This is a genomic window from Clostridium akagii DSM 12554, assembly GCF_000686725.1.
GTDB classification, from domain to species: domain Bacteria; phylum Bacillota; class Clostridia; order Clostridiales; family Clostridiaceae; genus Clostridium_I; species Clostridium_I akagii.
The window spans coordinates 77902-103384 of sequence record NZ_JMLK01000017.1 but is presented as its reverse complement, the minus strand read 5'-3'; the positions used below and the strand labels follow the sequence as shown (position 1 = coordinate 103384).

Annotated in this window: 25 protein-coding genes and 1 riboswitch; of the genes, 2 read left to right on the top strand and 23 right to left on the bottom strand. The window is 29.2% G+C overall.

The genetic code is table 11. The annotated features are described in order from the left end of the window. From BR66_RS0110555 to BR66_RS0110490, 14 genes are all read right to left on the bottom strand, one after another. Nucleotides 1–1147 (bottom strand): sigma 54-interacting transcriptional regulator (locus BR66_RS0110555; RefSeq protein ID WP_026882916.1); only part of this gene is annotated, 1147 nt, incomplete at its 3' end. Between the two features lie 133 nt (nucleotides 1148–1280). After that, nucleotides 1281–2126 carry a Cof-type HAD-IIB family hydrolase gene (locus BR66_RS0110550; protein ID WP_026882915.1) on the bottom strand — a complete coding sequence of 282 codons (846 nt, stop codon included), beginning with the start codon at nucleotides 2124–2126 and terminating at the stop codon, nucleotides 1281–1283. A gap of 109 nt (nucleotides 2127–2235) precedes the next feature. Beyond that, nucleotides 2236–2730 (bottom strand): TspO/MBR family protein, encoded by a 495-nt coding sequence (locus tag BR66_RS0110545; RefSeq protein WP_026882914.1) that lies wholly within the window; start codon nucleotides 2728–2730, stop codon nucleotides 2236–2238. Nucleotides 2731–2821: 91 nt separating this feature from the next. Next, nucleotides 2822–4945 carry a HelD family protein gene (locus BR66_RS0110540; RefSeq protein WP_026882913.1) on the bottom strand — a complete coding sequence of 708 codons (2124 nt, stop codon included), beginning with the start codon at nucleotides 4943–4945 and terminating at the stop codon, nucleotides 2822–2824. A gap of 94 nt (nucleotides 4946–5039) precedes the next feature. Continuing rightward, complete coding sequence (locus tag BR66_RS0110535; RefSeq protein WP_026882912.1) at nucleotides 5040–7268, bottom strand: HelD family protein; 2229 nt, start codon at nucleotides 7266–7268, stop codon at nucleotides 5040–5042. Nucleotides 7269–7583: 315 nt separating this feature from the next. Further along, nucleotides 7584–8132, bottom strand: a complete 549-nt coding sequence (locus tag BR66_RS0110530) for a carbonic anhydrase (RefSeq protein ID WP_026882911.1) — start codon at nucleotides 8130–8132, stop codon at nucleotides 7584–7586. 108 nt (nucleotides 8133–8240) lie between these two features. Next, on the bottom strand, nucleotides 8241–9377 hold the full coding sequence (locus BR66_RS0110525) for a trans-sulfuration enzyme family protein (protein WP_026882910.1): 1137 nt from the start codon (nucleotides 9375–9377) through the stop codon (nucleotides 8241–8243). Between the two features lie 19 nt (nucleotides 9378–9396). Next, complete coding sequence (locus BR66_RS0110520; RefSeq protein WP_051624189.1) at nucleotides 9397–10515, bottom strand: trans-sulfuration enzyme family protein; 1119 nt, start codon at nucleotides 10513–10515, stop codon at nucleotides 9397–9399. Nucleotides 10516–10632: 117 nt separating this feature from the next. After that, nucleotides 10633–10748: riboswitch (SAM riboswitch) on the bottom strand. A gap of 148 nt (nucleotides 10749–10896) precedes the next feature. Next, entirely contained in the window at nucleotides 10897–11679 is a 783-nt protein-coding gene (gene kduD, locus BR66_RS0110515) for a 2-dehydro-3-deoxy-D-gluconate 5-dehydrogenase KduD (protein ID WP_026882908.1), read from the bottom strand. Nucleotides 11680–11700: 21 nt separating this feature from the next. Further along, complete coding sequence (gene kduI / locus BR66_RS0110510) at nucleotides 11701–12531, bottom strand: 5-dehydro-4-deoxy-D-glucuronate isomerase (protein WP_026882907.1); 831 nt, start codon at nucleotides 12529–12531, stop codon at nucleotides 11701–11703. Between the two features lie 94 nt (nucleotides 12532–12625). Next, on the bottom strand, nucleotides 12626–13615 hold the full coding sequence (locus BR66_RS0110505) for a LacI family DNA-binding transcriptional regulator (RefSeq protein ID WP_026882906.1): 990 nt from the start codon (nucleotides 13613–13615) through the stop codon (nucleotides 12626–12628). Between the two features lie 43 nt (nucleotides 13616–13658). Continuing rightward, complete coding sequence (locus BR66_RS0110500) at nucleotides 13659–14324, bottom strand: SanA/YdcF family protein (protein ID WP_035795991.1); 666 nt, start codon at nucleotides 14322–14324, stop codon at nucleotides 13659–13661. A gap of 44 nt (nucleotides 14325–14368) precedes the next feature. Then, the gene (locus BR66_RS0110495) at nucleotides 14369–14902 is read right to left on the bottom strand and encodes a GNAT family N-acetyltransferase (RefSeq protein WP_026882904.1); all 534 of its coding nucleotides are present in this window, start codon (nucleotides 14900–14902) and stop codon (nucleotides 14369–14371) included. Nucleotides 14903–15047: 145 nt separating this feature from the next. After that, the gene (locus BR66_RS0110490) at nucleotides 15048–15416 is read right to left on the bottom strand and encodes a VOC family protein (protein ID WP_026882903.1); all 369 of its coding nucleotides are present in this window, start codon (nucleotides 15414–15416) and stop codon (nucleotides 15048–15050) included. A 104-nt stretch (nucleotides 15417–15520) separates the two neighbouring features. On the opposite strand from BR66_RS0110490, the gene BR66_RS0110485 reads away from it, so the two are divergent. Further along, nucleotides 15521–16258 (top strand): MBL fold metallo-hydrolase, encoded by a 738-nt coding sequence (locus tag BR66_RS0110485; protein WP_026882902.1) that lies wholly within the window; start codon nucleotides 15521–15523, stop codon nucleotides 16256–16258. Nucleotides 16259–16431: 173 nt separating this feature from the next. Here BR66_RS0110485 and BR66_RS26240 read toward each other — a convergent pair whose 3' ends face one another. After that, nucleotides 16432–17376: a DUF4062 domain-containing protein gene (locus tag BR66_RS26240; protein ID WP_051624184.1), complete on the bottom strand. Its 945-nt coding sequence runs from the start codon at nucleotides 17374–17376 to the stop codon at nucleotides 16432–16434. Nucleotides 17377–17582: 206 nt separating this feature from the next. Beyond that, nucleotides 17583–17999 (bottom strand): bis(5'-nucleosyl)-tetraphosphatase, encoded by a 417-nt coding sequence (locus BR66_RS0110475; protein ID WP_026882901.1) that lies wholly within the window; start codon nucleotides 17997–17999, stop codon nucleotides 17583–17585. A gap of 92 nt (nucleotides 18000–18091) precedes the next feature. Between BR66_RS0110475 and BR66_RS23595 the strand changes: the two genes are divergently transcribed. Then, nucleotides 18092–18799, top strand: coding sequence for a DUF3298 and DUF4163 domain-containing protein (locus BR66_RS23595; protein ID WP_035795988.1), 708 nt, complete (start codon nucleotides 18092–18094; stop codon nucleotides 18797–18799). Nucleotides 18800–18869: 70 nt separating this feature from the next. Here BR66_RS23595 and BR66_RS0110465 read toward each other — a convergent pair whose 3' ends face one another. The 7 genes from BR66_RS0110465 to BR66_RS0110435 all read right to left on the bottom strand — a co-directional run bounded on the left by BR66_RS0110465 (nucleotide 18870) and on the right by BR66_RS0110435 (nucleotide 25307). Then, nucleotides 18870–19544, bottom strand: coding sequence for an HAD family hydrolase (locus BR66_RS0110465; RefSeq protein ID WP_026882900.1), 675 nt, complete (start codon nucleotides 19542–19544; stop codon nucleotides 18870–18872). Between the two features lie 85 nt (nucleotides 19545–19629). Next, on the bottom strand, nucleotides 19630–21297 hold the full coding sequence (locus BR66_RS0110460; RefSeq protein ID WP_026882899.1) for a B12-binding domain-containing radical SAM protein: 1668 nt from the start codon (nucleotides 21295–21297) through the stop codon (nucleotides 19630–19632). Continuing rightward, nucleotides 21272–21808, bottom strand: coding sequence for a hypothetical protein (locus tag BR66_RS0110455; RefSeq protein ID WP_026882898.1), 537 nt, complete (start codon nucleotides 21806–21808; stop codon nucleotides 21272–21274). The genes BR66_RS0110460 and BR66_RS0110455 overlap by 26 nt, the downstream gene beginning before the upstream one ends. 81 nt (nucleotides 21809–21889) lie before the next feature. Further along, entirely contained in the window at nucleotides 21890–22627 is a 738-nt protein-coding gene (locus BR66_RS0110450) for a zinc dependent phospholipase C family protein (RefSeq protein WP_026882897.1), read from the bottom strand. A gap of 17 nt (nucleotides 22628–22644) precedes the next feature. Beyond that, nucleotides 22645–23949: a PQQ-dependent sugar dehydrogenase family protein gene (locus BR66_RS0110445; protein ID WP_026882896.1), complete on the bottom strand. Its 1305-nt coding sequence runs from the start codon at nucleotides 23947–23949 to the stop codon at nucleotides 22645–22647. Nucleotides 23950–24015: 66 nt separating this feature from the next. Beyond that, nucleotides 24016–24573 carry a ferritin family protein gene (locus BR66_RS0110440; RefSeq protein WP_026882895.1) on the bottom strand — a complete coding sequence of 186 codons (558 nt, stop codon included), beginning with the start codon at nucleotides 24571–24573 and terminating at the stop codon, nucleotides 24016–24018. Between the two features lie 209 nt (nucleotides 24574–24782). Next, nucleotides 24783–25307 (bottom strand): hypothetical protein, encoded by a 525-nt coding sequence (locus BR66_RS0110435; protein WP_026882894.1) that lies wholly within the window; start codon nucleotides 25305–25307, stop codon nucleotides 24783–24785. Between the last annotated feature and the right edge of the window lie 176 nt (nucleotides 25308–25483).

Genomic DNA, 25483 nt, shown 5'->3' with positions numbered 1-25483 from the left:
CTTTACGTTTACCACTTAGATAAAACAATCCACTTTTAATATCTGAAGGCAATGATTTAAAATCTATTTCTATAAAATCCTTATTATTAATACTATCCAAAAAACCCTTAGCACAAATAAGTTGAATATTGGATTTCATCTGACCAATATTTCCATAGGATGTGCTTCCAATAATTGCTTTTACCGCCTCATCCTCAATTTTTATTATTTTATTCACTCTATGTGCCTCATTTTCGAGTAAAAATTTGATAAAATCCACCTTATCTTTTGATGTTCTTTTATCAAAATTGGGAATAGTTATAATTATTGGTATTCTTCTTACAAATGTCTTTAAAAGTGATGAATTAGGGTCCTCTGTTGTTGCTCCAATTATTAAAACACAAGATTTCCTGTCTCTCTCTGTCTCTCCTAATCTATTGAATTTTCCTGTATCCATAAAATAGAACAACATTTCCTGTCCTTCTGGTGGTAATCTGTGTATTTCATCTAGAAATAATATACCGTTATCTGCTTTTTCAACAATTCCAGCCTTTTCACTATCAGCACCTGTGTATGCTCCTTTAGTATGTCCAAACAGATGTGAGATTAGAAGTTGGGGATTGTTATAGTAATCAGCACAATTAAATACTATAAATGGTGATTTTTCATCAAGCTTTTTCACATACTTTGCTTGATTGTACATCATATTTGCAAACAAAGTTTTACCAACTCCGGTTTGACCAACAATCAATGTATGTAAACCATTAGGTGGATAAAGTATAGCTGCTTTTGCCTGGTCAATTTGATTTTTAAGACTAGTTTGCGCTCCTATAAGCTTATCAAAAGGACATTTTTCCTGGATAATTTCTTTTTTTCCTATAAATAGCTCATTTAAATTTTTTACTTCTATTGGACCAACTGGCAATTTTTTATTCAAAATTCTTTCTAAACAAGCATTATCAAGGTATAACACAGGTCTAGATTTTATTTTTATTATTCTGTTCTGTCTAAGCAATTCATTTAATTCCATACTTACATTATTTCTTAAAATATTTAAACTCTGAGATATTTCAGCTGCGCTAAACCCGGTCTTTTCTTCTAAGCTTTCACGATTAAATTTTTCTGTTTTTTCAGCAATATAGTCATAGATTTTTTCGCTTCTCTTCAAATTATCACTCCCAAAGATTAATACACTTAATACACTTCCTTCATTATAAACTGTATTGAAATAAATATTCAAGTTTTAAGTATAAAAAAAAAGCTTCTTAGCATCAATTTTTAAATTTCAATGCTAAAAAGTTTCAATTTAAATTATTAAGTATAAATTTGTTTATGGCTTTAGCCACTCCATCATTGTCATTGGTATCAGTAATATAATTTGCTTTACTCTTTACAAGTTCTGTTCCATTTCCCATAGCAATGCCAAGACCTGCGTATTCTATCATTGATAAATCATTTTGGCTATCACCTATAGTTATTATTTCTTCTGCTTTTAAATTATAATACTTTGCAAGTTCTTTAACTGCTTGTCCTTTTGATACACTTTTTGAAGTAATCTCAATATTATTTTTACTTGAACTTACAATCTCTAAATTAACTATTTTCTTAAAATCTTTTTTTGCTATTTCTAGCCTACGTGGGCTTGTATCTAATATTTCACATTTAATTATATCCTTACTATTTTCTTTTATTATTTTAAACAAATTAGGCTTTGATACATAGCTTATGTTTAACTTTCCATTTTCAGAATTCATCATAGATTTAAGAAATAGATATTTTGTAATAACATATATAAGTCTACTGGAGCTAATTATACTGTTATGAGTATTTAAATTTAACTTTAATTTATGTTTATTGCAAACCTCTATAATTTTAGCCAAATTTTCAATACCTAACTCATTTTTATAAATAACTTTGTCTGCTAACTTTTCCTTTATAATAGCACCATTTGATGCTATAACTGGTGACTTTACACCTATTAAATTTGAATAAAAAGCCGCATTGCTATAAACTCTACCAGTAGCAATAACAATTTGTACTCCTAAATCATGTGCTTTTTTAATCGCATTTTTATTAGCATCACTTACTACTCGTTTACTGTTTAAAAGTGTCCCATCCATATCAATACACATTAACTTATATTTCATATATTATCACCTGCATAATTTATTGAACTTTTGTTTTTATCTAATAATTAAGATTATATCATAAAGTAATGTGTTTATCTTTAAGTTTATATTAAATTCCCATTGATTTTTAGCTATTCAAAAACCAAATTGCAAAATTAAGAATCCCAGCAAAAGAAACCCACACAATATAAGGTATCATTAGATATCCTGCTACCTTGTCAATTCTAAAAAATTCGAAAGTTGTGATCAAAATAAAAATTAATAATATCAATAGCTCCACAAAAGCAAGTCCATATAATCTGAATCTAAAAAATATAATGGACCATAAAAAATTCAGAAATAATTGTATAGCATATAGTACAAGTGCTTTTTTCACATTCTCCCCTTGTTTTCCATGTTCCCATATTCTATATGCCGCAATGCCCATTAATATGTAGAGAACTGTCCATACAATTGGAAACACCCACCCTGGAGGTGAAAACACAGGTTTTGTAAATCCCTCATAATCCTTCATATTATCCATGCTTAAAAATCCACTGAGACCGCCAACGCCAAGTGCTATAATAATACTTATAATAGCAGCACCTATTTTAGTTTTATCCCCCACCTTCAAAATATTCAATTTACCACACGCCCCCCCATTATTCAGTGACAAGTTAATGTAACTTTATCTTATACAGTATTATATACTCATTGAAGCTGGACTATACCTATTATAAGAAAGTGGTTTTTTCTCCTGTATAAAGAATTGCTAGCCTGTGAAGTGGTCTTGTACATTCTATATAAAGAAGTTTTTTATCTAGTTCTGTATTATAATTATTTTTTGATGCATCATAAATTATTACAGCATCAAACTCCAAACCTTTAGCCATATATGAAGACACTACAACTGTGCCACCTTTGATTTCTCTTTTATCTTCGCTTAGCATATTTACCTTTATTATATTTTTTAATTTTTTATAAACCTTTATTTTTTGCTTTTCAGTTTTGCATATGATTCCAATAGATTTCAGCCCCTGCATATAGTAATTGTTTGTTATCTTTTTTATCTCCCTATCCATTTCATCCAAATTATCCATATGTGAAATCAGTGGTTCTTCCTCATGCCTTTCAAAAAATTCTATACCTATATTGGCACTAAGAAGTTTCATCGAAAATGAATTTATCTCAAAGGAAGACCTATAACTTTTTTTTAGATCTAATTTAACTGATTTTTTCTTATTTAATATATTATTAATATCATTATATATTTTATCCGTCTTATCTCTTTCAATTATTTGATTATAGTCACCTAACACTGTGAATTTTGCATTTTTAAATAAAATACTAAATATTTTATACTGAATGGGATAATAATCTTGAGCTTCATCTATAACTACTTGCCTTATCTCGTCATAATTTTTACTCTCTTCAACTATTAATTTAATGTACAAAACAGCAGTGTCATCTTCAAAGCTCCTAAATCCACTATTTAAATTTTTAGCAGTAGTTGCTAACAGTTCATCAATGTTTCCAGGCAGTTCAATTCCCTCTGATATTTGTTTTAAAAGCCCTTGTTTATTGAATAGCTGTTTATAGATTTCAAAACAATTCACATGGGTAAAACCAGGTATGTAATTTAAATTACTTTTGGTCTTAAGTAATAACCTTCTTTCAATCCTTGTAAGTCTTGCTGAAATAGACATTTTTATTTTATTATTGAGGAATTCCTTCTTTATATTTTCTTTTGTCTCCACTAGTATTCCATTATAGTACACATCTTGAAACTGTATCATATAATTTTCATAATATTCTATAAATCCATCTAAAATTTCAACAAAATCCAAAGATCCTTTAAATTTAATATTATCCAGTTTGTTTCTACCAATACCTGAATATTGCTTTTCAATTAAATATTCTAGTGCTGAACTTCTACTTTCTCCATGAAATTTATTTCCAAGATATTTTTTTGTTATTTCCTCATATGTAACCTCCTTCACATTTTCTTCTCCAAGTTCTGGCAATACGTCTGAAATATAATCGCTAAATATAGAATTTGGTGAAATTATAATTATGTTATTTGACCGTAATTTTAGTCCTAGTCCAACATAGAGTAAAAATGCAATTCTATGTAATGCTATTGAAGTCTTGCCACTCCCAGCTGAGCCTTGAACAATCAAAAGATCACTATCAATATCTCTTATGATTATGTCTTGTTCCTTTTGAATCGTCTCCACTATATTTTGCATTTTACTTGAAGAATTATTACCTAATGCTTCTTGGAGAATTTCATCATTTATACCAGTGCTACTGTCAAAATAATAATTAAGTTTTGAATTTTCTATTTTATATTGCCTTTTTAATTCTATTTTTCCTTTAATTATACAATTCGGGGCATCATAAGAAGCTTCGCCTCCTACTTCACATCTATAGAACATACTTGAAACAGGAGCCCTCCAATCATGAACATAAATATCATCGGTTTTGTCATCCATTATGCTAAACCGCCCTATGTATATCTGATCTTTATCCTCTTCAAAATCATCCTCCACAAAGTCAAATCTTCCAAAATAGGGAGACTTAATTGCTGTTTCATATTTATTAAGTTCATTTTTATTATTGTGATAATTTCTATCTGCAGTTCTAAATTCCATAAGACTACTAGTCATTTCTGCAATTTTGTCAAAATCATTTGAAGAATGTGAACTATTTTCCCACATTTCTTTTCCTGCGTTCCTAAATTCTGTGAGCCTTTTGTCTGATTTATTTCTTAGCTTAATCAAATTTTGCCCTATGTATTCTATTGTTTTGTCCAAATATTCCTGCTCCAATATTTTATCTTCATTTGTTTCTGACATATTATCACTCTCCAAAAAATTTAAAAAAATCTAAAAATGTTTTACTATAACTTGTATTATACATTATTACATAGTCATCCAAGTTGAACTATGCCTATATAAATCGGCTTTTTTCCCCTGTGTAAAAAATCGCCAACCTGTGAAGTGGTCTTGTACATTCTATATAAAGAAGTTTTTTATCCAGCTCTGTATTATAATTTTCATCTGATACATCATAAATTATCACAGCATCAAATTCCAAACCTTTAGCCATATAGGAAGAAATCAGTACCGTTCCACCTTTATTCTCCTTTTTTTCTTCACTTAGCATATCTACCTTTATAAGATTTTTTAATTTCTTATAAACATTTATTTTTTGTTCCTCTGTTTTGCATATAATTCCAATAGATTGGAGCCCCTGTGCATAGTACTTGCCTGTTAGCTTTTTAATATTCCCATTCATTTCATCTAAATTATTCATATTAGAAAGCATCGGTTCTTCCTCATGCCTTTCAAAAGCTTCTATAATCTCACTAGAACAAAGAAATTGCTTTGCGAATGAACTTATCTCAAAAGAAGACCTGTAACTCTTTTTTAGGGTTAGCTTAATGGCTTTTTCCTTATTTAATATACTGTATATTTCTTTATAAATTTCATCTGTCTTTTCCCTTTCGATTACTTGATTATAATCTCCCAAAACTGTATATCTAGCATTTTTGAATAGAATACTGAATATTTTATATTGAATAGGGTAATAATCTTGAGCCTCATCTATAACTACCTGCCTTATCTCATCATAATTTTCATCGCCTTCAACGATTAATTTAATATACAAAAGGCAAGCCGAGTCTTCAAATGTAATAGCTCCATTATTTAAATTTTTAGCAGTTACTTCTATTATATCATCTATATTATCAGGTAGTTCTATTCCAACTGATAGTTTTTTTAATAAGTTCTTTTTATTGAAAAAACATTTATAAATTTCAAAACAATCTACATTAGTAAAACTTCTTATAGTATTTATTGTACTTTTAGATTTTTTAATTGATATCAGCCTGCTAAATGACTTTATTTGAAATTCATGCCAAGGATGTTGTCTTACTATCTCATAAATTTTAGCAAGTCTTGCTTCTCTCATAGGATGAGTTTTATATAACACCCTTCTTTCTATCCTTTTTAGTCGTTTTGCCATGGGCATTTTGATTTCATTATTGAGAAACTCATTTTTTAATATCTGTTTTGTTACTACCACTGTTCCATCATAATACACATCTTGAAAATGTATCATGTGATGTTCATAATATTCTATGAATCTATCCAAAATTGTTATAAAATCCAAAGATCCTTTAAATTTAATATTATTCAACCTATTTTTACCCTGAGTTACACTTTGATTGCCAATCAAAGATTCAAGAGCGGAACTTCTATTTTCTATACAAAATTCATTGCCTAAATATTTTTTAATTATTTCATCATATGTAATTTCTTTCACATTTTCTTCTCCAAGCTCTGGAAGTACATCTGAGATATAGTTACTGAAAATAGAATTTGGTGAAATTATAATTATATTATTTGACTTTAATTTTAGGCCTAATCCAACATAAAGTAAAAACGCAATTCTGTGCAATGCTATTGACGTTTTACCACTTCCTGCGGAGCCTTGAACAATCAAGAGGTCACTATCTATATCTCTTATTATTATATCTTGCTCTCTTTGAATAGTCTCAACTATGTTTTTCATTTTGCTAGAAGAATTGTGACCTAACACCTCTTGGAGAATTTCATCATTTATACCAGTACTACTGTCAAAATAATAATTAAGCTTTGAATCTTCTATTTTATACTGCCTTTTTAGTTTTACTTCTCCATTAATTGTGGAATTTGGCGCAGCATATGATGCTTTTCCTACTTCACATCTATAAAACATGCTTGAAACAGGTGCTCTCCAATCATAAACATAAATGTCATCAGTTTTCTTATTCATTATATTAAAACGACCTATATATATTTGTTCTTGATCATCATATCCTTCCTCAACAAAATCAAATCTACCAAAGTAAGGTGATTTTATTGCTCGGTTATATTTATTTAGTTCGCTTTTGCTATTGTGAAAATTTCTATCCGCAGTTCTAAATTCCATAAGACTACTATTCATTTCCGGAATCTTATCCTCATCATTTGAAGAATGTGAACTATTTTCCCACATTTCTTTCCCTGAAGCTCTAAACTTACTTAGCCTCTCATCTAAATTATTTTGAAGATTAAACAAACTCTCACCTATGAATTTCAGGGTTTTATCTAGATAGTCCTGTTCCAATATTTTTTCTTTACTTACCTCTGACATCTTATCACTCTCCAAAAAGTTTTAAAAAATCTATTGACATTTCCTGTTGTTTTATGCTAAGATATAATTGTGTTTTTAATAAGATTTTTTAGTAGTATTCAACTATTTATTATAAAGTAAAGTTGAGCTTATGTAAAGCATAAGCTCAACTTTTTTAGTTAAAAGTGGCAAGTGAAGTACCTTCATAACTGTCAAAATAGAATGGGAATAGATTTGTTTACACAAATTTATTCCCATTCTATTCTTATTGTTTTTTTACATTAGTAGAAAATCCTCCTTAACTGTCCATTGTTACCTGTCACCTAACAACTGCTTCTATGCCTGTTCATCATCAATCAAGTATAAAAGATCATCTTCCACATTATAAAGAAGTGGCGCTATTAAAACAGTCGGATAAATCTCTCTAAGCCTTTTAACCTCACTTATTGCAAAAGTCACTTCATTTACAATTTCACATATAGGTGCATAACTTTTAAAATAGTCTTCAGCATAAATTTTTTTCCAACCTGTAACTTTAATTATTCCATTAACTATCTTTTCTTTTCTACCGCCAAGATTAACCATACCACAATCACTATGTACAATTAGAGCTATTGTTTTAACTCCGCTAGCTGAAAGAGCATAAGAAACATAAAAACTACTATTATGCAGATTACTTCCTCCAGTTCTAATTACATATGCAAAGTTTTTAGGAATATTTAGTTGAACTCTGTTATCCATGCATGTCCCTATAATAAGCTCTGCGTCATTTATTCCATCTTTGGTCTCACCAAAATTATGGTACTCCAAAAGTTTACTTATGGGAGTATTTTTATATATATTAAAAATATCATCTTTATTTTTTACTTTTACTAATCTATTCATAATCCCTCCATAATAATCCCTTAATTTTTAATAAATATTATACCATATTATTATGGACAGAAATACTAAAATTCAGTAAATATGTTTTAAGTATTGTAAATTATATATTTAAACTTCTAAGGCTCTTCCAAAATCTTCAATCAAATCATCAATATTTTCTAGTCCTAGAGAAACTCTTATTAGATTATCCTTTATACCAAGTTTTTCTCTTTCTTCCTTTGGTATTTCTGCATGAGACATCTTTACAGGATATGAAACTATGGTCTCAACACCGCCGAGACTTACTGCTACAGCTGCTAGTTTTACACTCTTCATAAAATGTATTGCTATATCCGTATCTTTTGTTTCAAAAGATAGCACTGCACCACCGCCCCTTGCCTGAGAAAAATGAACATAACTTCCTGGATGATCTGCAAGACCGGGGTAATAAACCTTATTTACATTTTTATTTTTATTTAAAAAGCTTGCTAGTTTAGCCGCGCTTTTTTGCTGTTCATCTAATCTTACCTTAAGTGTTTTTAGTCCTCTAAGTAGTAACCAAGAATCTTGAGGTCCGAGTATTGCTCCAAATGCATTTTGTACAAAATAGACTCTATCCGCTAGTTCTTTTCCCTTTACTACTACAAGTCCACCAATAACATCACTGTGACCACCAATAAATTTAGTTGCACTATGTACTACAATATCAGCACCAAGTTTTATTGGATTTTGCAAATATGGTGACATAAATGTATTATCTACAATTACTATAAGATTATGTTGTTTTGCTATTTTAATAACTGCTCTTAAATCTGTTATCTTTAAAAGAGGATTTGATGGAGATTCTAAAAATATGGCCTTTGTATTTGGCCTTATACTTTCCCTTACTTCGTCAAGGCTAGACGTATCTACAAAACTTGTTTCCACATTGAATTTGCTTAAAAATTCAGTAGTTATTCTATAAGTTCCTCCATATACATCCTTACAGGCTATCAAGTGATCTCCTGATGCAAATATTGATAAAACCGATGAAATCCCGGCCATTCCAGAGGAAAATGCAAAACCTTTATCTCCGCCTTCTAATATAGCTATTGTATTTTCAAGTGCTTCTCGAGTTGGATTACCTGATCTTGAATAATCATATTTTCCCATATTTTCTATATCAAATTGATGAAAAGTAGAAGTTTGGTATATTGGTATGCTAATTGCCCCTGTATTTTCATCTACTTCATTTCCGTTGTGAATAAGTTTAGTTCCAAATTTCATGTTTATAGCCCCCTAGTTATTAATAATTCAAACTTTTGTTAAGATCATTTATAATATCATTTACATTTTCTATGCCTACTGAAAGTCTTAAAAGCTTATCAGTAACACCTATTCTATTTCTCATTTCCTCAGGAATAGACGCATGGGTCTGAACATATGGATAAGTTATAAGACTTTCTACACCACCAAGACTTTCAGCAAAAGTTATGATTTCAACTTTTTCAAGTACTTTCTCTACAATATTTTTTTCCTTAACTGTAAATGAAATCATTGATCCAAATCCACTTGTCTGCTTTAATGACACTTCATAACCTTCATGATCCTTAAATCCTGGATAATACACTTTATCCAGGAAATCACAGTTTTTAAGCCATAGTGCTATTTTTTTTGCATTTTCCTGCTGTTTTTCAAGTCTTATAGCAAGAGTTTTTATACCACGAAGTATGAGCCAACTATCAAAAGGCGAAAGACTAGCCCCAATGGAAACCTGGGTAAATCTCAGTTTTTCTATTAACTCATCGTTACTTGCTACCAGTAACCCTGCCATAGTATCATTGTGGCCACCCAAAAATTTTGTTCCGCTATGAACTACTATATCAGCCCCATGATCCAGTGGCCTTTGAAAATATGGCGTAAGGAAAGTATTATCCACTATTGTGATAATACCATTCTGTTTTGCTAAAGCAGATATTTTTCCTATATCACTAACTTTCATCATAGGATTAGAAGGTGTTTCCATGTAAATAGCTTTTGTATTAGCCTTTAACGCTAATCTGATTTTTTCCAAGTTTGTTGTGTCAACATAAGTTGCTTCAATGCCATAAACCTTATAGACATCTTCAAAAATCCTATATGTTCCACCATATAAATCATCTGATATTATTATATGCTCTCCTGGTTTTAATAGTCTGGCAACACTGTCTATTGCTGCCATTCCAGTGGAAAAGGCTATACCTTCTTTTCCACCTTCAAGCTTTGCAATAGTTTTTTCAAGTTCTTCTCTTGTAGGATTTTGAAGCCTTGAATAATCATAACCTGTGCTTTTGTTTAATCCCTTATGTTTAAAAGTTGCACTTTGATATATTGGAACACTTATGCAACCTGTTTGATCTTCCCATTCACCGCTTCCATGAACCATTATTGTCTCTAAATTACTACAGTCTGTTTTCAAAATTAACGCCTCCTAATCTTTTCTAGACAAACAAAAAAGCCGCTCTTCAAAAGAAAAGCAGCGCACAAATAGAATCCGCGTCTTTTCTTATCTTCCAGAAATATATTTCATTTCTGCAGGAATTAACACCGTTACATTCGAATGAGAATGCCGGTTGTTGGGTTTCATAGGGCCAGTCCCTCCACCTCTCTTGATAAGAACAAGATTGTTATTAATATTTAATTAACTTATTTAGATTTTAACCACTAAACATGATTATGTCAATACTTTTTTATCTTTTTAAATAAAATTAAAAATCACTCTGCTAATTTCTACTCCTGCCTAATACAAAATCGCCCTAACTTGTCACTATCTAACCAGCCATCCCCCATCAACAGCAAGTATGTGACCATTTACGTAATCAGATGCTCTTCCTGATAAAAATACAACTGTTCCCATTACATCAATTGGATAACCCCATCTTGCCGCAGGAATCCTTTCTAATATTTCTTCACTTCTATTTTCATCAGATCTAATTTTTGCTGTGTTATTTGTTACTATGTAACCCGGAGCAATTGCATTAACCTGTATATTTTTACATGCAAGTTCATTTGCAAAAGCCTTTGTTATTCCTGCAACTCCATGTTTCGCTGCAGTATATGCAGGAACAAATTTACCACCCTGGAAGGATAACATAGATGCTATGTTAATAATTTTACCACTACCTTGATTTGCCATAATAATAGCAACTTTTTGGCTCAAATAATATACGGCATCCAAATTTACACTTATCACTTGTTTCCAGTCTTCATCCTTGTACTCCAGAATTGGAGCTCTTTTTATCATTCCAGCATTGTTCACCAATATATCAATTTTACCAAAAACCTTGATACATTTATCAATCAAATTTTTTATGTCTTCCTTCTGAGATAAATCTCCTCTAAAAAATTCAACTTTCCTTCCTTCCTTCTCCACTAATTTTCTTGTTTCTTCACCATCATCACCGTGAGTAACTATAAAAATATCTGCACCTGCTTTTGCAAGTGCTACTGCAAAGCCTTGTCCAAGTCCCGTATTGCCACCTGTTACTATGGCAACTTTGTTGTCCAGCCTAAAAAAATCCATTGAAAAATCTGATACTGAATGTTCCATACTTAAAAACACCTCTTTTTTCTATTTTAAATCCTTTGATTTTATATCATCCATATCCGTAAAAGTCTTATTTTCACCAACCATTCCCCAAATGAATGTATAGTTTTTAGTCCCTACTCCAGAGTGAATAGACCAACTTGGAGAAATAACTGCCTGCTCATTTTTCACAACTATATGTCTTGTTTCATCTGGCCTTCCCATAAAATGAAATACAACATTTTCTTCATCCATATCAAAATATAAATACACTTCCATTCTTCTGTCATGAGTGTGACAAGGCATGGTATTCCAAATACTTCCTTGGTCAAGTACAGTCATTCCCATAACTAACTGACAACTCTCGCAAACTGCTGGATGCACATATTGATTTATTGTTCTCTTGTTACATTCCTCATCACTACCAGCCTTAACCTTATTTGCTTTTTCTAAGTCTATCCTTACCGTTGGATATGTTTTATGCGCTGTAGCACTATTTAAATAAAATTTAGCGGGCTTATTTATATCTTTGCTTTCAAAACTTACCGTTTTTACTCCCATTCCAACATAAAGACCATCTTTTGCCTGCATCTCATACTTTTCCCCATCTAGTGTTATTGTACCTATTCCACCTATATTAATAATTCCCAATTCTCTTCTTTCAAGAAAATAATCACAACCAAGTTCTTTACTCCCCTCAAGAATCAATGGTTTAGTAGTTGGAACCACACCTGCCACAATTATCCTATCATAGTGACTATAAACCATAGTTATTTGCCCTGGTTCAAAAACCTTTTCAATAAAAAAGTGATCTCTAAGTTCCTTTGTATCATATTTCTTCACGTCATCATAATGACTCGCATACCTAGTATCCATTTTACATACCTCGCAATTATTATATTTTGTTCCCGTTAACGTTAACAATTTGATTATATTATACACTTTGCTTTTCCTAAGGTCAACAATACCTTTATTTTTCACCACAAGATTTTCTAATTACTAGCTTTGGTTCAAGTATATTAATTTTACTCTTTATAGGGATTCCTCTTATTTCACATAATAATAACTCTGAAGCTAAGTTACCAATTTCTTTATTATTTTGATCTACCGTAGTAAGCGGTATTGTAAGCATTGACGATTGTTCAATATTATCATATCCAGCAAGCCCTAAATCTCTTGGAATTTTTATATTATTTACAAAACAGTATTTAAGCACCCCCATTGCAACAGTATCATTAATAGCAAAAATACTGTCCACGCCTTGGGAAATTAATATTCCAGCTAAATTATATCCATCCTCAAATGTAGAATTACTGTTAACAACAATCTTTGAGTTTAGCTCTATACTATTTTTTATAAGCAAATCTTTATAAGCTCTAAACCTTTCATTAGAAGCAGTAGATTTTTTGTCTCCGAGTATTACGCCTATTTTTTTATAACCTTGCATAATCATATGTTCTATTATTTTTGTACCACCATAATAATTATCATTTCCTACAAAAGTTATATCTAAGCCTTCCACATAATTATCTGCTATAATCACGGGAACGTGTTTAATAAACTCCTCATAATCTTCCGTCTTAGGATTTACGGGTAAAATAATTATCCCATCAACTCTACCTTCAACAAGGAAATTTAGGTACTTATTTTCATTTGTTTTTTTTCTATCGCTATTACATAATATTAAACCATACCCTTGCTTCTCGAGGTATGTACTTACTCCCTTGCTGATATTAGCATAATATTGATTTGCAATATCAGGTATTATTAATCCTACCATCTTTGTTTTTTTAGTTATAAGGCTTATAGCTGCAGAATTAGGCTTGTAATTTAAGTCTTTACATGCTCTCAAAATTCTTTCTCTAGTATCTTTAGATATTTCTTTGCTATCATTTAGTGCTCTTGATACCGTCATAGCGGACACTTTACAGTATTTTGCAACATCTTTTATATTAATCATATGTTCTTTCACCTACCTTTTATGTTTGCTTATCAATTTAATATTAATGTGTCATCATACCATCACTGCTATCTACCGGTATAGCTTTTCCTAGATATTTAGGATCTGGTTTGAAAACATTAACAAAGAAAAAGTCCTTAGTTCTTGCCATATATTCCCTTATCTTATACACTACTATCCCAGGATAAGTATGCTTGTCTGCTGCAACTCCGTAAGCTTCAATTCCAATTTGTCTCGCCATATATACAGCTCTTTTAAGGTGATAGTCTTGAGTGGCAATTATAGCACTTTTTACTTTAAATATAGCCTTCGCACGATACACTGTTTCATAGGTACTAAATCCTGCATGGTCCATAAATATAACGTGAGTATCTACACCTTTTTTCTCTAAATATATTCTCATAGCATCCACTTCGTTATACGCTACTGTTCCATTGTCACCGGAAACTATTATCTTTGCATCTTTATTATTTTTATATATCTCTAGCGCCGTATCAAGACGATCTTGAAGCATTTCACTTACTCGCCCATTTGGATATACATATGCTCCAGGAACTATAATTGCCTCTACCTTAGGTATTTTTGATTTCTTATCCAATTGATATTTATTAGCTTTTTCAACAACTATAATGTTTATTATTACAAATATAAAAATAATAATTACTATAAAGATGATTATATACTTAGCAATATGCTTTATTCTATTCATTTATTTATTTTCTTCTCCTTTTTTTGCTTCATTTGCGTTTAAATCTAATCTATTTCAAGTCCCATAGTCATTGAATCAAAAAAAATACCATTAATACAAAAGTCTCTACTGAGATTACCTTCTTCTTTAAATCCATATTTCCTATATAATTTTATTCCATTAATATTATCTGTCCTAACTCTTAAATTAATTTTGCGTATAATATTTGTACTCTTTGCCCAAGTTATAATTTCTTCTAAAAGTACGCTTCCAACACCTAAATTCCAATAAGATTTTCTAACTGTAATTCCAAGTTCACCTACATGCTGAGTTCGACTTCTACCACCAGCTGAAAATGAAGCTGAGCCTGCAATTTCTCCATTTGCCACAGCTACAAGCATTACTGAATTCTCGGTATTAATATTCTCTATAAAAGTTAATTCATTTTCAAATGAAACATCCCACTCCCCAGCTCCAAATGTTAGGTTGTCCGATTCACCACCAATAACTTTCATGTATTCCATAATTCCATTAATATCTTCACTTAAAACTTTTCTTACCGTAATTATTAATCCTTTTTTTACAGCTACCATTCTCATAAGTATCACTTCCTCAACATTTCATAATAAATATATCCATATTCTTTTATATTTTATAACACAATCAAACCCAATCCAAATCCTCAATTGTTATGCTAGCACGCTTAAAACAACTACATTGCTATAAGTATATCTTGTGCAAAACCTACTTACTAGGTAATATTTCTGTCCAATATCCATCGGGATCACTTATAAAATATAAACCCATTTCTTTGTTTTCATAGCAAATACAGTTTAATTTTTTATGTTTTTCAAATGCAGCATCAAACTCATCGGTTCTAACTGCCATATGAATTTCATTGTCACCTAAATTATAAGCTTCTTTTCTATCGCGAAGCCAAGTTAGCTCAAGTTGATAATTTGTTTCACCATCTTCAAGATATACAAGTATAAATTCCCCATTAACCTGATTATGTCTTTTTACTTCTTTAAACCCTAAAGCTTCCTTGTAAAAAGTTATACTCTTTTCTAAATCAAAAACATTTATATTATTGTGTACAAAATTAAATTTCATTATATTTCCCCCTCTTCTTTCAATTTATATGATTTAGTTATATTATAATGTAAATAGGTTATAAATTCAAAATTAACTTATTTGAAAGAAGGTGAATTTTAATTATGGAAAAAGATGTTAAAATAAATTATTTATATAACAGTGGTTTCTACATTGAGACTGAAAAACATATTTTGATATTTGACTATTATTTGGATTCAGTAACTTTAGGTGATAAGCAAAAAGAGAATGGAGCCATTGGTTTGGATGATTTGAAGACTAATAAAGCATTTTTAGTTTTTGCTACTCATGGACACTTTGACCATTTTAATCCAGTAATTTTCCACTGGCAAAATCAAGTTAAAAATATTAATTATATTCTAAGCAATGATATAAAAACACCTAACACAAATAAAAATATATATTTAGTAGATTCTATTACTGAACTAAATATAGATGAAGCAAAGATTATCACCTTTGGTTCTACGGATTTAGGTGTTTCATTTCTTATAAAAATTGATAACATAACCATATTTCACTCTGGTGATTTAAATTGGTGGAATTGGTTTGATGAAAGTGATGCTTATAATTTGAAAATGGAGCACGACTTCAAGAAAGAAATTTCAAAAATCAAAAAATATAGTGTGGATTTAGCTTTTTTACCTGTTGATCCAAGACTTAATGATAAATTTTATCTAGGTGGTGAGTATTTTATCAATGAAATAAATCCAAAATATTTTATCCCTATGCACTTTGGTGAAAATTACAATATAACAAATACATTTTCCAATAAAATAGCTTCTAAATCAACGGATATAATTGAAATAACCCATAGAGGTGAACAATTTAATTTAAAAATATAATGATAAAATTTTCAAGCTAGAATCTATATTTTAATGATATCCCTAGTTATAAATGAAATAGTAATGCTAAGATTTGGTTTTGTACAAATCATTAGCATCACTATTTCATTGAATATTCACCCTATTTGTTAGTTAGAAAACAAATACCCAACAATAAACTTGTACATTTATTTTTAACAATGCATTATTTGCTTTTTGAATTCTAGATTTTCTTTTTTTATCCTGTTGTAGTCAGCCAAAAATTTACCTTGAACCCATCCTTCAAATTGATAACGTTTTTCAAAATCATGTAACGTATCCAAAATAGCTATTTGAATATCCTTGCCATCTCCATAAAAGCTACTTATGTTTTTTAACACTTGTTTTCTGAAGTTATAATATTTATCCCTATTTTCCATTTCAATTACATTTGTGCCGATTTTCTTTACCTTTTTATTAAGCGCGTCTTCTGTTATAACCAAAGAAAAATATGGTATTTTTTTCTTTACTGCATAATTATATTCAAGATGAGTATAACTAAGTTTTGACTTAGTCTCTATGCTTCCATATCTACCACCTAGTATAAGCAAATACACATCCGATTCATCTATCCATTCCTTTATAGTTTTTAGCTGAGAAATATTGCCCGATTTGAATAATTCCATACCGGATGGTATATTACCAGATTTTAATATTGCCTCCACAGCAGCCTGTCTTTCTTCACATAAATCACTGTAAGTAGATGATATAAAAACCTGTAATTTTTTTCTAATCACAAAATTCTCATTTTTAAACATTGTAGGTCTTCTACCTTGAATTTCATTATTCTTTTTTTCAATATCCTTATTGGATATTTCACTAAAAAATATTTCTTCCTCTTCTTTCATAGTCAAAAATAAATTCATTAATCTCTTTATTCCATTATTCCAACTAGCATAATAATAATATTCGTCAATGGGATAAACCAGTGGATAAAAGTTTACATTTTTTAGATAAGTTATATAATCGCAAGATTCACCAAATATTCTTCTCACGATCATTTCCGCTCTTTCAATTAATGAATCTAATTTTACTTCATCACCATATTTCAAGTTATTTAAATCTTTTATAAGCCCGTCAATTAATTTAGCATCATCCATATACAACACCTCACTTATGAAGTCCCTATGAAATAAACTAAAATAGAATATAATACATACGACAGATAACAGAAACTTACAATTAGCTTAATACACAAAATGACCTTAGATAGAAACAATTACTCATCCTATAATGATGCGGTTCATTTTCTTTAATTACCATATTATACCACATTTTTTTTTAAGTTTAAACTCTTTCTAGTAAATTATATGTCTAATTTTAATAAATATTCATTGGCTTTTTTTAAAACATCTTTATCACTTTCGTAAGTAAGCAGCTGATATATATCTTTATATGTTGATATTTTGAAGTCTTCAACTTCCTCTTCTTGTATCTTTACAGTATAATTCTCTGAATTTCCAATAAAAAATACCACCATTTTATGGATATTTTCATTTGGTGCATATTCTTTTGTAACTCTAAAGCCTTCCAATATATTTACTTTAATATTAGTTTCCTCTAAAACCTCTCTTGTAGCGGTTTCAAGTTCTGTTTCTCCTTGCTCAACATGCCCCTTTGCAAAACCCCAATGACCATCTCTTTTACTTTTTATTGATAAATATAATTGTATTCCATTTTCAATTTTATATACAACAGCTCCACATGATTTTTCATATCTCATAATTTTTCTCCTCTCGCCTTGTATTTCCCTCTTAGTAACGTTTTTATTAGTATAACATATTCTAATTATTAGATTGAGGGAGGTGTTCATCTTTGTATTATTTTTGTGGAATATGCCCACGTATTATGCAAAATTTATATAGACAAAATTTAAATAATTTAAATGTTATTACTGATGAGATTAATAAAGAGGACTCAAACATACATGAATATTTAAGAATTCCTGTATTGCAAGGAAATATCAATTCAGAAATTTTAAATAGCATAAATACAAATATTAGAAATGATATCTTGGAATTTAAGAATCAATTTGAATCTTCTGCTGAAGAAAATTCAAAAGATAAAAAGAATATGGTGATTAATTATAAACCCTGGACAATTTCTAATAATTATATATTAACCTATAATAAGAATGGTATTTTTAGTATATCCTTAATATTTCAAGAACTAATCAATGGAAGGAGCAGTTATATTAGAACTTCTTATAACTATGATTTAACAACTGGTAAACCATTACCTTTGAAATCTCTTTTTAAACCAGGTACAGACTACATTTCTTTTCTTAATAAAGAAAGCTTAAAGCAAATTAAAGCAGATACATTAAAATATCCCTCTAATACAACATCAAATTTCAAAGGAATTACCCCTGATCATCCTTACTACTTAGATAATAACAATCTTAATTTATTTTTTGGTTTCAATGAAATTGCTCCAACGTCTTCTGAAATAGCCGTTATTAAAATACCCTATGAAGAATTAAATAGCATACTGAATTTTCCACTTACACGAAACTATTTTTAGTGACAAGTGACAAGTGACAAGCTTAAAGTCAAATTTTGTTTCACTTGTCACTTATTTTTGTTATTGTTTTTTAAATTATAGTTAATAGCTCCATTAGTGAGCTGATGGTGTAATCACATTTATAGTTTATCTTTTTGTTATTTCTGTTTATAATAACTGATTTAGCTTTCATTTTTTCCGCACTTAATATATCCATATCTGAATTTCCAACCATATATATGGCATTTAGTTCCTTATTAAAGTACTCCAAGGCTTTATTAATTATCTTATCTGCAGGCTTATATGCTCCAATATCTCCTGATATAATAAAATCATCAAAATATTCATATATATCTAATCTCTTTAGCTCACCAATTAGTATGTCTGAATCCGAGTCACTAAATACTATTAATTTTATTCCTCTTCTTTTTAATTCATTAAGTGAATATATTACATCATCATATAGATATGCTTTTTTTGAATAAAATTGCTCATAATAATCATGTGCAAAATCACTTAAATCTTTTAGTCCTTCTTCTTCTGATATTTCTTTTAGTATTAATTCTAGTATTTCTTTAACACTTAAAAACTGTTTTTCATCTTTATTTCCATAAAGGTTTTCATATTTTTTTATTATTAAATCCTTTATTTCCTCTGTGTTATTTTCATTATATTTACTTGCAATAAAATTGAATAGATTAGGAGAACCAATTAAGGTTCCTCCAATATCAAAAAATATCAATTTATTTTTATCCTGATTAATCATATCCCCACCTCATAGATTTGCTGCATAAGTTTAGTTGTTACATAAAGATAGACTCCTTAATGACTTGTTATTTCTTTAATATTTTCTATTCATAATAAAAAATGTTTTCTGGATTCTTTTCATCAAAAATCACATATTTTATTTCATGAATAATTTCTCCATATTTTTCATACTTTAAAATATTTATATCAAATCTTTCTATATGAAAATCCTTGAAATTTTCTTTTTTTATATTATCTCTTATTTCCTTTTGCAGTTTCTTTTCCACAATTCTATTTAGAAATGTGGGCAACCATTTCTTTTTATTAAATTTTAGATAATCAAATTTAATTATTTCCCCTAAAATTTCACTATCTTCTTTTAATACATCTTTAGTAAAATCTATAAATACCTTATAGTATTCTGAGGAAGAGATTTTTCTATCCAAGTATCCTCTATCCTTAAAATAAGTGCCTAGCTTAAAATAAAAGTCAAAGGGGCTCTTAAATTTCGTAGCAAAGTATTTTAGTATATTTCCAAACTTTTGAGAATTATAGTATTTGTCCACCACTTCTTCTATTTTCTTAAGTTTTAAAATCTCATCATAGCTTATACTATTAGTACTTAGTATCTCATAAGGTGGATATGGTGAGTATATCATACCCCATTTTTCAGTTTCGCTTATCATTGAAGAACCCTTAAGAAGTTTTAAAAACCCCATTTGAATCTCTTCAGGAGCTATTGAGTACACATCATTAAAAGATTTTTTAAATTGATAAAAGGTTTCACCTGGAAGCCCTCCAATTAAATCAAGATGTTGCTTCACATTTCTGTTAGTCTCCACCTTTACCACCTTATCTTTAATGTCTTCAAATTTTACGTTTCTATTAATATTCTTTAAAATATCATCGTTAGTCGTCTGGACTCCAACTTCTAGCTGAATTCTACCTTTTGGTGCTGTCTTTAATAATTCTATTTCATCATCAATAAGTATATCTGCGGATATTTCGAAGTGAAAAGTTGCATCAGTACTTGCATGAATTAAAAAATTCCATATATCCATAGAAAACTTATGATTACAATTAAAGGTTCTATCCACAAATTTAATTAATTTCACACCTTTATCAATAAAAAATTGTAACTCTCCTTTTGTTCTTTCCGCATCCATAAATCTTACACCACTAGTTGTTGACGAAAGACAATATTTACATTTAAAAGGACATCCACGGCTACTTTCATAATAAACAATTTTATTTGACAAATCGTCATCTTTTTCATATGGAAAAACAGTTTTATTTAAATCCATAGGCTCTCTTGTTCCACCAAAACTTATTTTTTCTCCATTTTTCGAATATAAACCTTTTATTTCTCCTGCACTAAATGGTTCATTACTAATTTTCCACTGTACAAATTCTCTAAAGGTTTCTTCACCTTCTTCTTTAATGAGATACTCTCCTGGATTTTCTGATAAAAATTTTTCTCCATCATAAGAAACTTCTGGTCCTCCAAAAAGCACTTCTATGTTGTTGTCTAAAGTTTTTATTAGAGTCGCAAGCTTAACTACATATTCTATATTCCAAATATAACAAGAAAATGCTACTATATCTGGCTTGCCCTCCATTATATTTTCAAATATCTTTTCAATTCTATCATTTATAGAAAACTCTTTTATGCTACATTCAAAATCCAAATCCTTTGTAAATGCTTTTAAATACCTTACAGCCAAATTACTATGTATATATTTTGAATTAATGGCCATCAGCAATATCTTCACGTAAAAAACTCCCTTTCTTTTGTGCCTTTATATAGTATATATTATCTGACTGTTTTAAATCAATTATATCGAAATATTGTTTTAATATTTTACAAGTTGTTCTGCATGAAGCATCTGTTAAAGGATTTCTTGCCTTTATTTTAACCTGCTTAAATCCCTGTTTTGGTACCACGACTTTTAGCTTAATAAAAATGCTTTTAAATCGTGGCTTGTCCACATCCCATAGGTAAAGTGTACCTTTATTTTTTAAAAAACTAACTATATCTTTCATTAGATTATTTTTTCCATAGGCACTAACAATTTCAAATAAAGAAAAGAAAATTACACAACTATCAAAATAATTTTTTTCTATTCTTGCTTTATCTTTTTCTCCACTTATATAATCAATTGTTAAATTATCATCCGTTTCCTTACAAAGTTCATACACTATCCCATGATTTTCTATGCCTATATCAAGTACATTGCCTAAAAATGCTTCCTTTTCAAGATTTATAAATATTTCTTTACTCATATATCTCACCTCATACTATATTAATTCTTTAGAAAAGCGACAATCCCTCCAATTATTGGAAAAATTATCGCCTGTATTATTTTATATATTTGTTCTAAATTTTACTAATATCTGTGTGTTTTGTAATATATCTTCGTAAAAATCCAACATAAAACCTGCTGTAGTGCTTTCTGCTTCTTGTATAATAATATTTGATATTTTACTATAATTTATTTCTATATTCTTTATATTTTTAAATTTTACATAGGCATTATTTGACATAATAGCATTTGATTTTATATATTCATCTATAGTTTTATATCTTTTGCTCTCCTCTGCCATTTCAAAAGGATACCCACCAACTAATTTTTTTAAAATCCACTGTTCAAAAGCTCTATGGCTTTTTAAAAGCTTATTGTTTACATGGTGTGGTACTGTAGCATCTTGAATTAAATGACAGGCTGCACCAAAATAAAACACAGATTTTGAGATGTCTCCTGCCTTAGCATAATTTATCGCCATGTTATAATATTTTTTGCATTCCAATAATGCATTTGAAAATCCATATAGTCCCTTTTGTTCTGAATAGTGATAAAAATGATTTGTGCTTTTGAAGTCTTGATCAGCGTATGCTACTCCTCTATTTAACTCAGTAACATATTTCAAAAAAAATCTATATTCTTCTTCATGCCCCTCTTCTTTTATTATTTCCATACCTCTAATATTTATATATTTATGGACAGTGCAGTATGTCTTTATAAGCAATTTTTTTATTGGATTCACCCTCGACATAACGCTCCTAACTGCATTGCCATAATGTTTTTCCACGGTCTTTTCCATATTATCACCCAGTTTTATTATTTTATTTTCTCAAATACAAGTATAAATACTATACATATTGTTACTCCAAAAAACAACACATATATCATTATATTATTTACAGGAAATTTTTTATCTATTCCACTGTTATTTGCAATTGAAACTAAAATACCATCTTCTGAATCTAGTAAGGTTAATTTATTATCGTAAAACTTCATACTTACTATATTAGCTTTGTTCTTAAAACTAGTAAAGACTTTACCTGCTGAATCTTTATTAAAAAAATATATTGAATTTTCTTTTGTATCATAAAAATATATACTATCTTTCATGCCAATAGCTCCAGTTTTATCAACTGCAAGATCGGTAAGAGATGAAACCCATTTACTTTGATATATTGGTGCTGAAGGATTAGTTGTTGGATGTTTATCCAATATAAAATTAACCTTCTGGCCACCTTTTCCACTAAACCTAGGAGAATCAATAGGATCTCCGCCGCTGTAGTCTGGAAACCCATACCACTTACCTTGTTCTACATAAAATATATAATCAGAATCTCCAATTATAGGTCTAAGCCCTCTATTCTCCATTCCACCAACTGTGGCAACAAGCTTTCCTTGGCTATTAAAATCCATTCCTTTAATGTTTCTTATTCCATATGCATAGGTTTCTGCGGCTTTTGTCTTTAAATTATATATAATTATTGATGAATTACCGGGAAAATGTCCTGATACAATTTGTCCTTTTATATTACTGGTATTATAAGGTGTAAAAGCGCCAGTCTTATTAACTCCAAAATTTTTTCCTTTTAGTGTTATTGATTGTGGTGACATATCATAAATAAACGGATTATTTTCAAGCCATAGGTTATCTTTACCAACAACGCCAGAATTTGTGGCTGAACCAATAGAAGCATAAAGCATGTGATTTTTTATTTTTATTTTAACATCTTTATAGTCACCATAATTAGGTATATTGTCAATTAATTTTTCTGTGGTTTTTTGTTTTATATTATATAAATATATACCGTTATTCGATGAATAATAAATATTATTCATATAATATTCAATGCTATAAATATTCAAATTGTTATCATTTATTATATCATAACTCAGTCCATTATTATCAACATATTGAATCCTGTTACTAAAAGCTATGTAAAAACCTCCCATGTCATCCCATGCAAAATCTTTAGAATCTTTAAGTCCCTTTAAAATTATTGAACTTTCTTTTGCCGAAGCTTTAATATCAATCTTATAATCCTTATTATATATGTTTTCAATGTGAAATACTGTGAATATTATACCTAAAGCTATACAAACTATAAAAAAAACTTTTTTCATGTTTTCCTCCAACTATAAATCCTCTTACCTAATTTATATTAAAAAGATAAGAGGATATGCAATGATTTATATAATTGTAAGAATTATGTGTTGCCTCTCCACATTACATAGAGCCTCAAAAATTCTAAAAACGGTATCATTTTTTATTTCATATTTATATTTCTCATAAAAACTTACTGCATGTTTCTCCTTAATATTGGCTAGCTCTAAAAGGGATCTATCATCCTTATATTTATCATAACTTACTTCAGTTAGCCTTGGCATATTTTTAAATCCACCTATTTTAAAATGAATTTTTGCATGCATTATTTCTACTGTACTTAAGGCTGTAAATAATTCTTTTATTTTATCATTGTTAGCCTTTTTTGCGGCTTTAAGATAAAAATCACCATTAAACATTTCTAATTTTACAGCATGATCTAATATTTTTAACGTTTTTTCATCTAAGCTACCTTTTACTATCATTGTTTTATTATCTTTACTTAAAAATTGTTCTGTAACTCCGCAAAACGGACAATTTATAATGTGCTCAAGTACATTATTTTGTTTGAATGTAACACTATTAAAATTAAAGTTTTTTTCATTTATTTCAGCTCCACAAATCATGCATCTATACTTTTCCATAACTCTACACCCCCACCTATTAATAATATCACACTAGTGGGAGTTTAAAAATATAAGTTTAAAGTTTGTATTAGACCATAAATCTTTGTGAACTTATGAAAACGTTTTAGAATGTAATTACACTTATTTACGCAAATTACTTACATTCTGCTAATTTTTCTTGTCTATGAAAAAGCACCTATTTAACTTTCCACTTCTAGCTACTTATCTCAGTATCCGTATTTGTTTATCAAATCATCTATGTATTCAAATACTATTTTAGAATTTACATTTTTCTTATGTACTTTTATATCTTCTCTTGTCACCATAAATACTATGCTAGAATATTTTTTATCCTTTATTTTCTTTATTGCCTTCCCATATATGTAGCTGTCATCTTCTCTAAATTCATACATAAACATATTTTTAGAGAATGCATCTACTGCTATGGTTTTCAATTTGATCTTACCTTCAATAAGTTTAGCCATGTTACCTTCATAGGTGAATTTTTTTAATTCTTTTAGTCTCCCATCTAAATGAGAACCTTTAAACATAAAATATTTTTCTTTTATACTTTTTCCATCCTCTGAGCTTATGAATAAGCTATACCTGTAATCATCCCTAGTTAAATCCGAATTTTTTTTTGCGTAATCTTTTAACTTTTCGCATTCCTTTATGGCAAATCCAAACTTAACTTTAAGCAAATTCCTCGTAAATATAGATTTGCTACTATTGTCAACTACTGAATTAAACATACAACGTCATCCTTCCATTAAATATAATACTATTTTTGAAACTCCCCACATTAAATTTACCAAATTTCAGCAATAATTTCAATACTTTATTAAATTTATGTTAAAAATATATTAATTTCTTCTATATTCTATTCCATATGAAAATTTAATCAATTTTAACATTTGAAATTATTATA

What these genes read in the sequence shown, in the direction of transcription:
- BR66_RS0110550 (WP_026882915.1), bottom strand. Translation starts at nt 2,126, where the DNA reads ATGAAATATAAGTTAATGTGTATTGATATGGATGGGACACTTTTAAAC.
- BR66_RS0110540 (WP_026882913.1), bottom strand. Translation starts at nt 4,945, where the DNA reads ATGTCAGAAACAAATGAAGATAAAATATTGGAGCAGGAATATTTGGAC.
- BR66_RS0110535 (WP_026882912.1), bottom strand. Translation starts at nt 7,268, where the DNA reads ATGTCAGAGGTAAGTAAAGAAAAAATATTGGAACAGGACTATCTAGAT.
- BR66_RS0110530 (WP_026882911.1), bottom strand. Translation starts at nt 8,132, where the DNA reads ATGAATAGATTAGTAAAAGTAAAAAATAAAGATGATATTTTTAATATA.
- BR66_RS0110525 (WP_026882910.1), bottom strand. Translation starts at nt 9,377, where the DNA reads ATGAAATTTGGAACTAAACTTATTCACAACGGAAATGAAGTAGATGAA.
- BR66_RS0110520 (WP_051624189.1), bottom strand. Translation starts at nt 10,515, where the DNA reads ATGGTTCATGGAAGCGGTGAATGGGAAGATCAAACAGGTTGCATAAGT.
- kduD (WP_026882908.1), bottom strand. Translation starts at nt 11,679, where the DNA reads ATGGAACATTCAGTATCAGATTTTTCAATGGATTTTTTTAGGCTGGAC.
- kduI (WP_026882907.1), bottom strand. Translation starts at nt 12,531, where the DNA reads ATGGATACTAGGTATGCGAGTCATTATGATGACGTGAAGAAATATGAT.
- BR66_RS0110505 (WP_026882906.1), bottom strand. Translation starts at nt 13,615, where the DNA reads ATGATTAATATAAAAGATGTTGCAAAATACTGTAAAGTGTCCGCTATG.
- BR66_RS0110500 (WP_035795991.1), bottom strand. Translation starts at nt 14,324, where the DNA reads ATGAATAGAATAAAGCATATTGCTAAGTATATAATCATCTTTATAGTA.
- BR66_RS0110495 (WP_026882904.1), bottom strand. Translation starts at nt 14,902, where the DNA reads ATGAGAATGGTAGCTGTAAAAAAAGGATTAATAATTACGGTAAGAAAA.
- BR66_RS0110490 (WP_026882903.1), bottom strand. Translation starts at nt 15,416, where the DNA reads ATGAAATTTAATTTTGTACACAATAATATAAATGTTTTTGATTTAGAA.
- BR66_RS0110485 (WP_026882902.1), top strand. Translation starts at nt 15,521, where the DNA reads ATGGAAAAAGATGTTAAAATAAATTATTTATATAACAGTGGTTTCTAC.
- BR66_RS26240 (WP_051624184.1), bottom strand. Translation starts at nt 17,376, where the DNA reads ATGGATGATGCTAAATTAATTGACGGGCTTATAAAAGATTTAAATAAC.
- BR66_RS0110475 (WP_026882901.1), bottom strand. Translation starts at nt 17,999, where the DNA reads ATGAGATATGAAAAATCATGTGGAGCTGTTGTATATAAAATTGAAAAT.
- BR66_RS0110465 (WP_026882900.1), bottom strand. Translation starts at nt 19,544, where the DNA reads ATGATTAATCAGGATAAAAATAAATTGATATTTTTTGATATTGGAGGA.
- BR66_RS0110455 (WP_026882898.1), bottom strand. Translation starts at nt 21,808, where the DNA reads ATGAGTAAAGAAATATTTATAAATCTTGAAAAGGAAGCATTTTTAGGC.
- BR66_RS0110450 (WP_026882897.1), bottom strand. Translation starts at nt 22,627, where the DNA reads ATGGAAAAGACCGTGGAAAAACATTATGGCAATGCAGTTAGGAGCGTT.
- BR66_RS0110445 (WP_026882896.1), bottom strand. Translation starts at nt 23,949, where the DNA reads ATGAAAAAAGTTTTTTTTATAGTTTGTATAGCTTTAGGTATAATATTC.
- BR66_RS0110440 (WP_026882895.1), bottom strand. Translation starts at nt 24,573, where the DNA reads ATGGAAAAGTATAGATGCATGATTTGTGGAGCTGAAATAAATGAAAAA.
- BR66_RS0110435 (WP_026882894.1), bottom strand. Translation starts at nt 25,307, where the DNA reads ATGTTTAATTCAGTAGTTGACAATAGTAGCAAATCTATATTTACGAGG.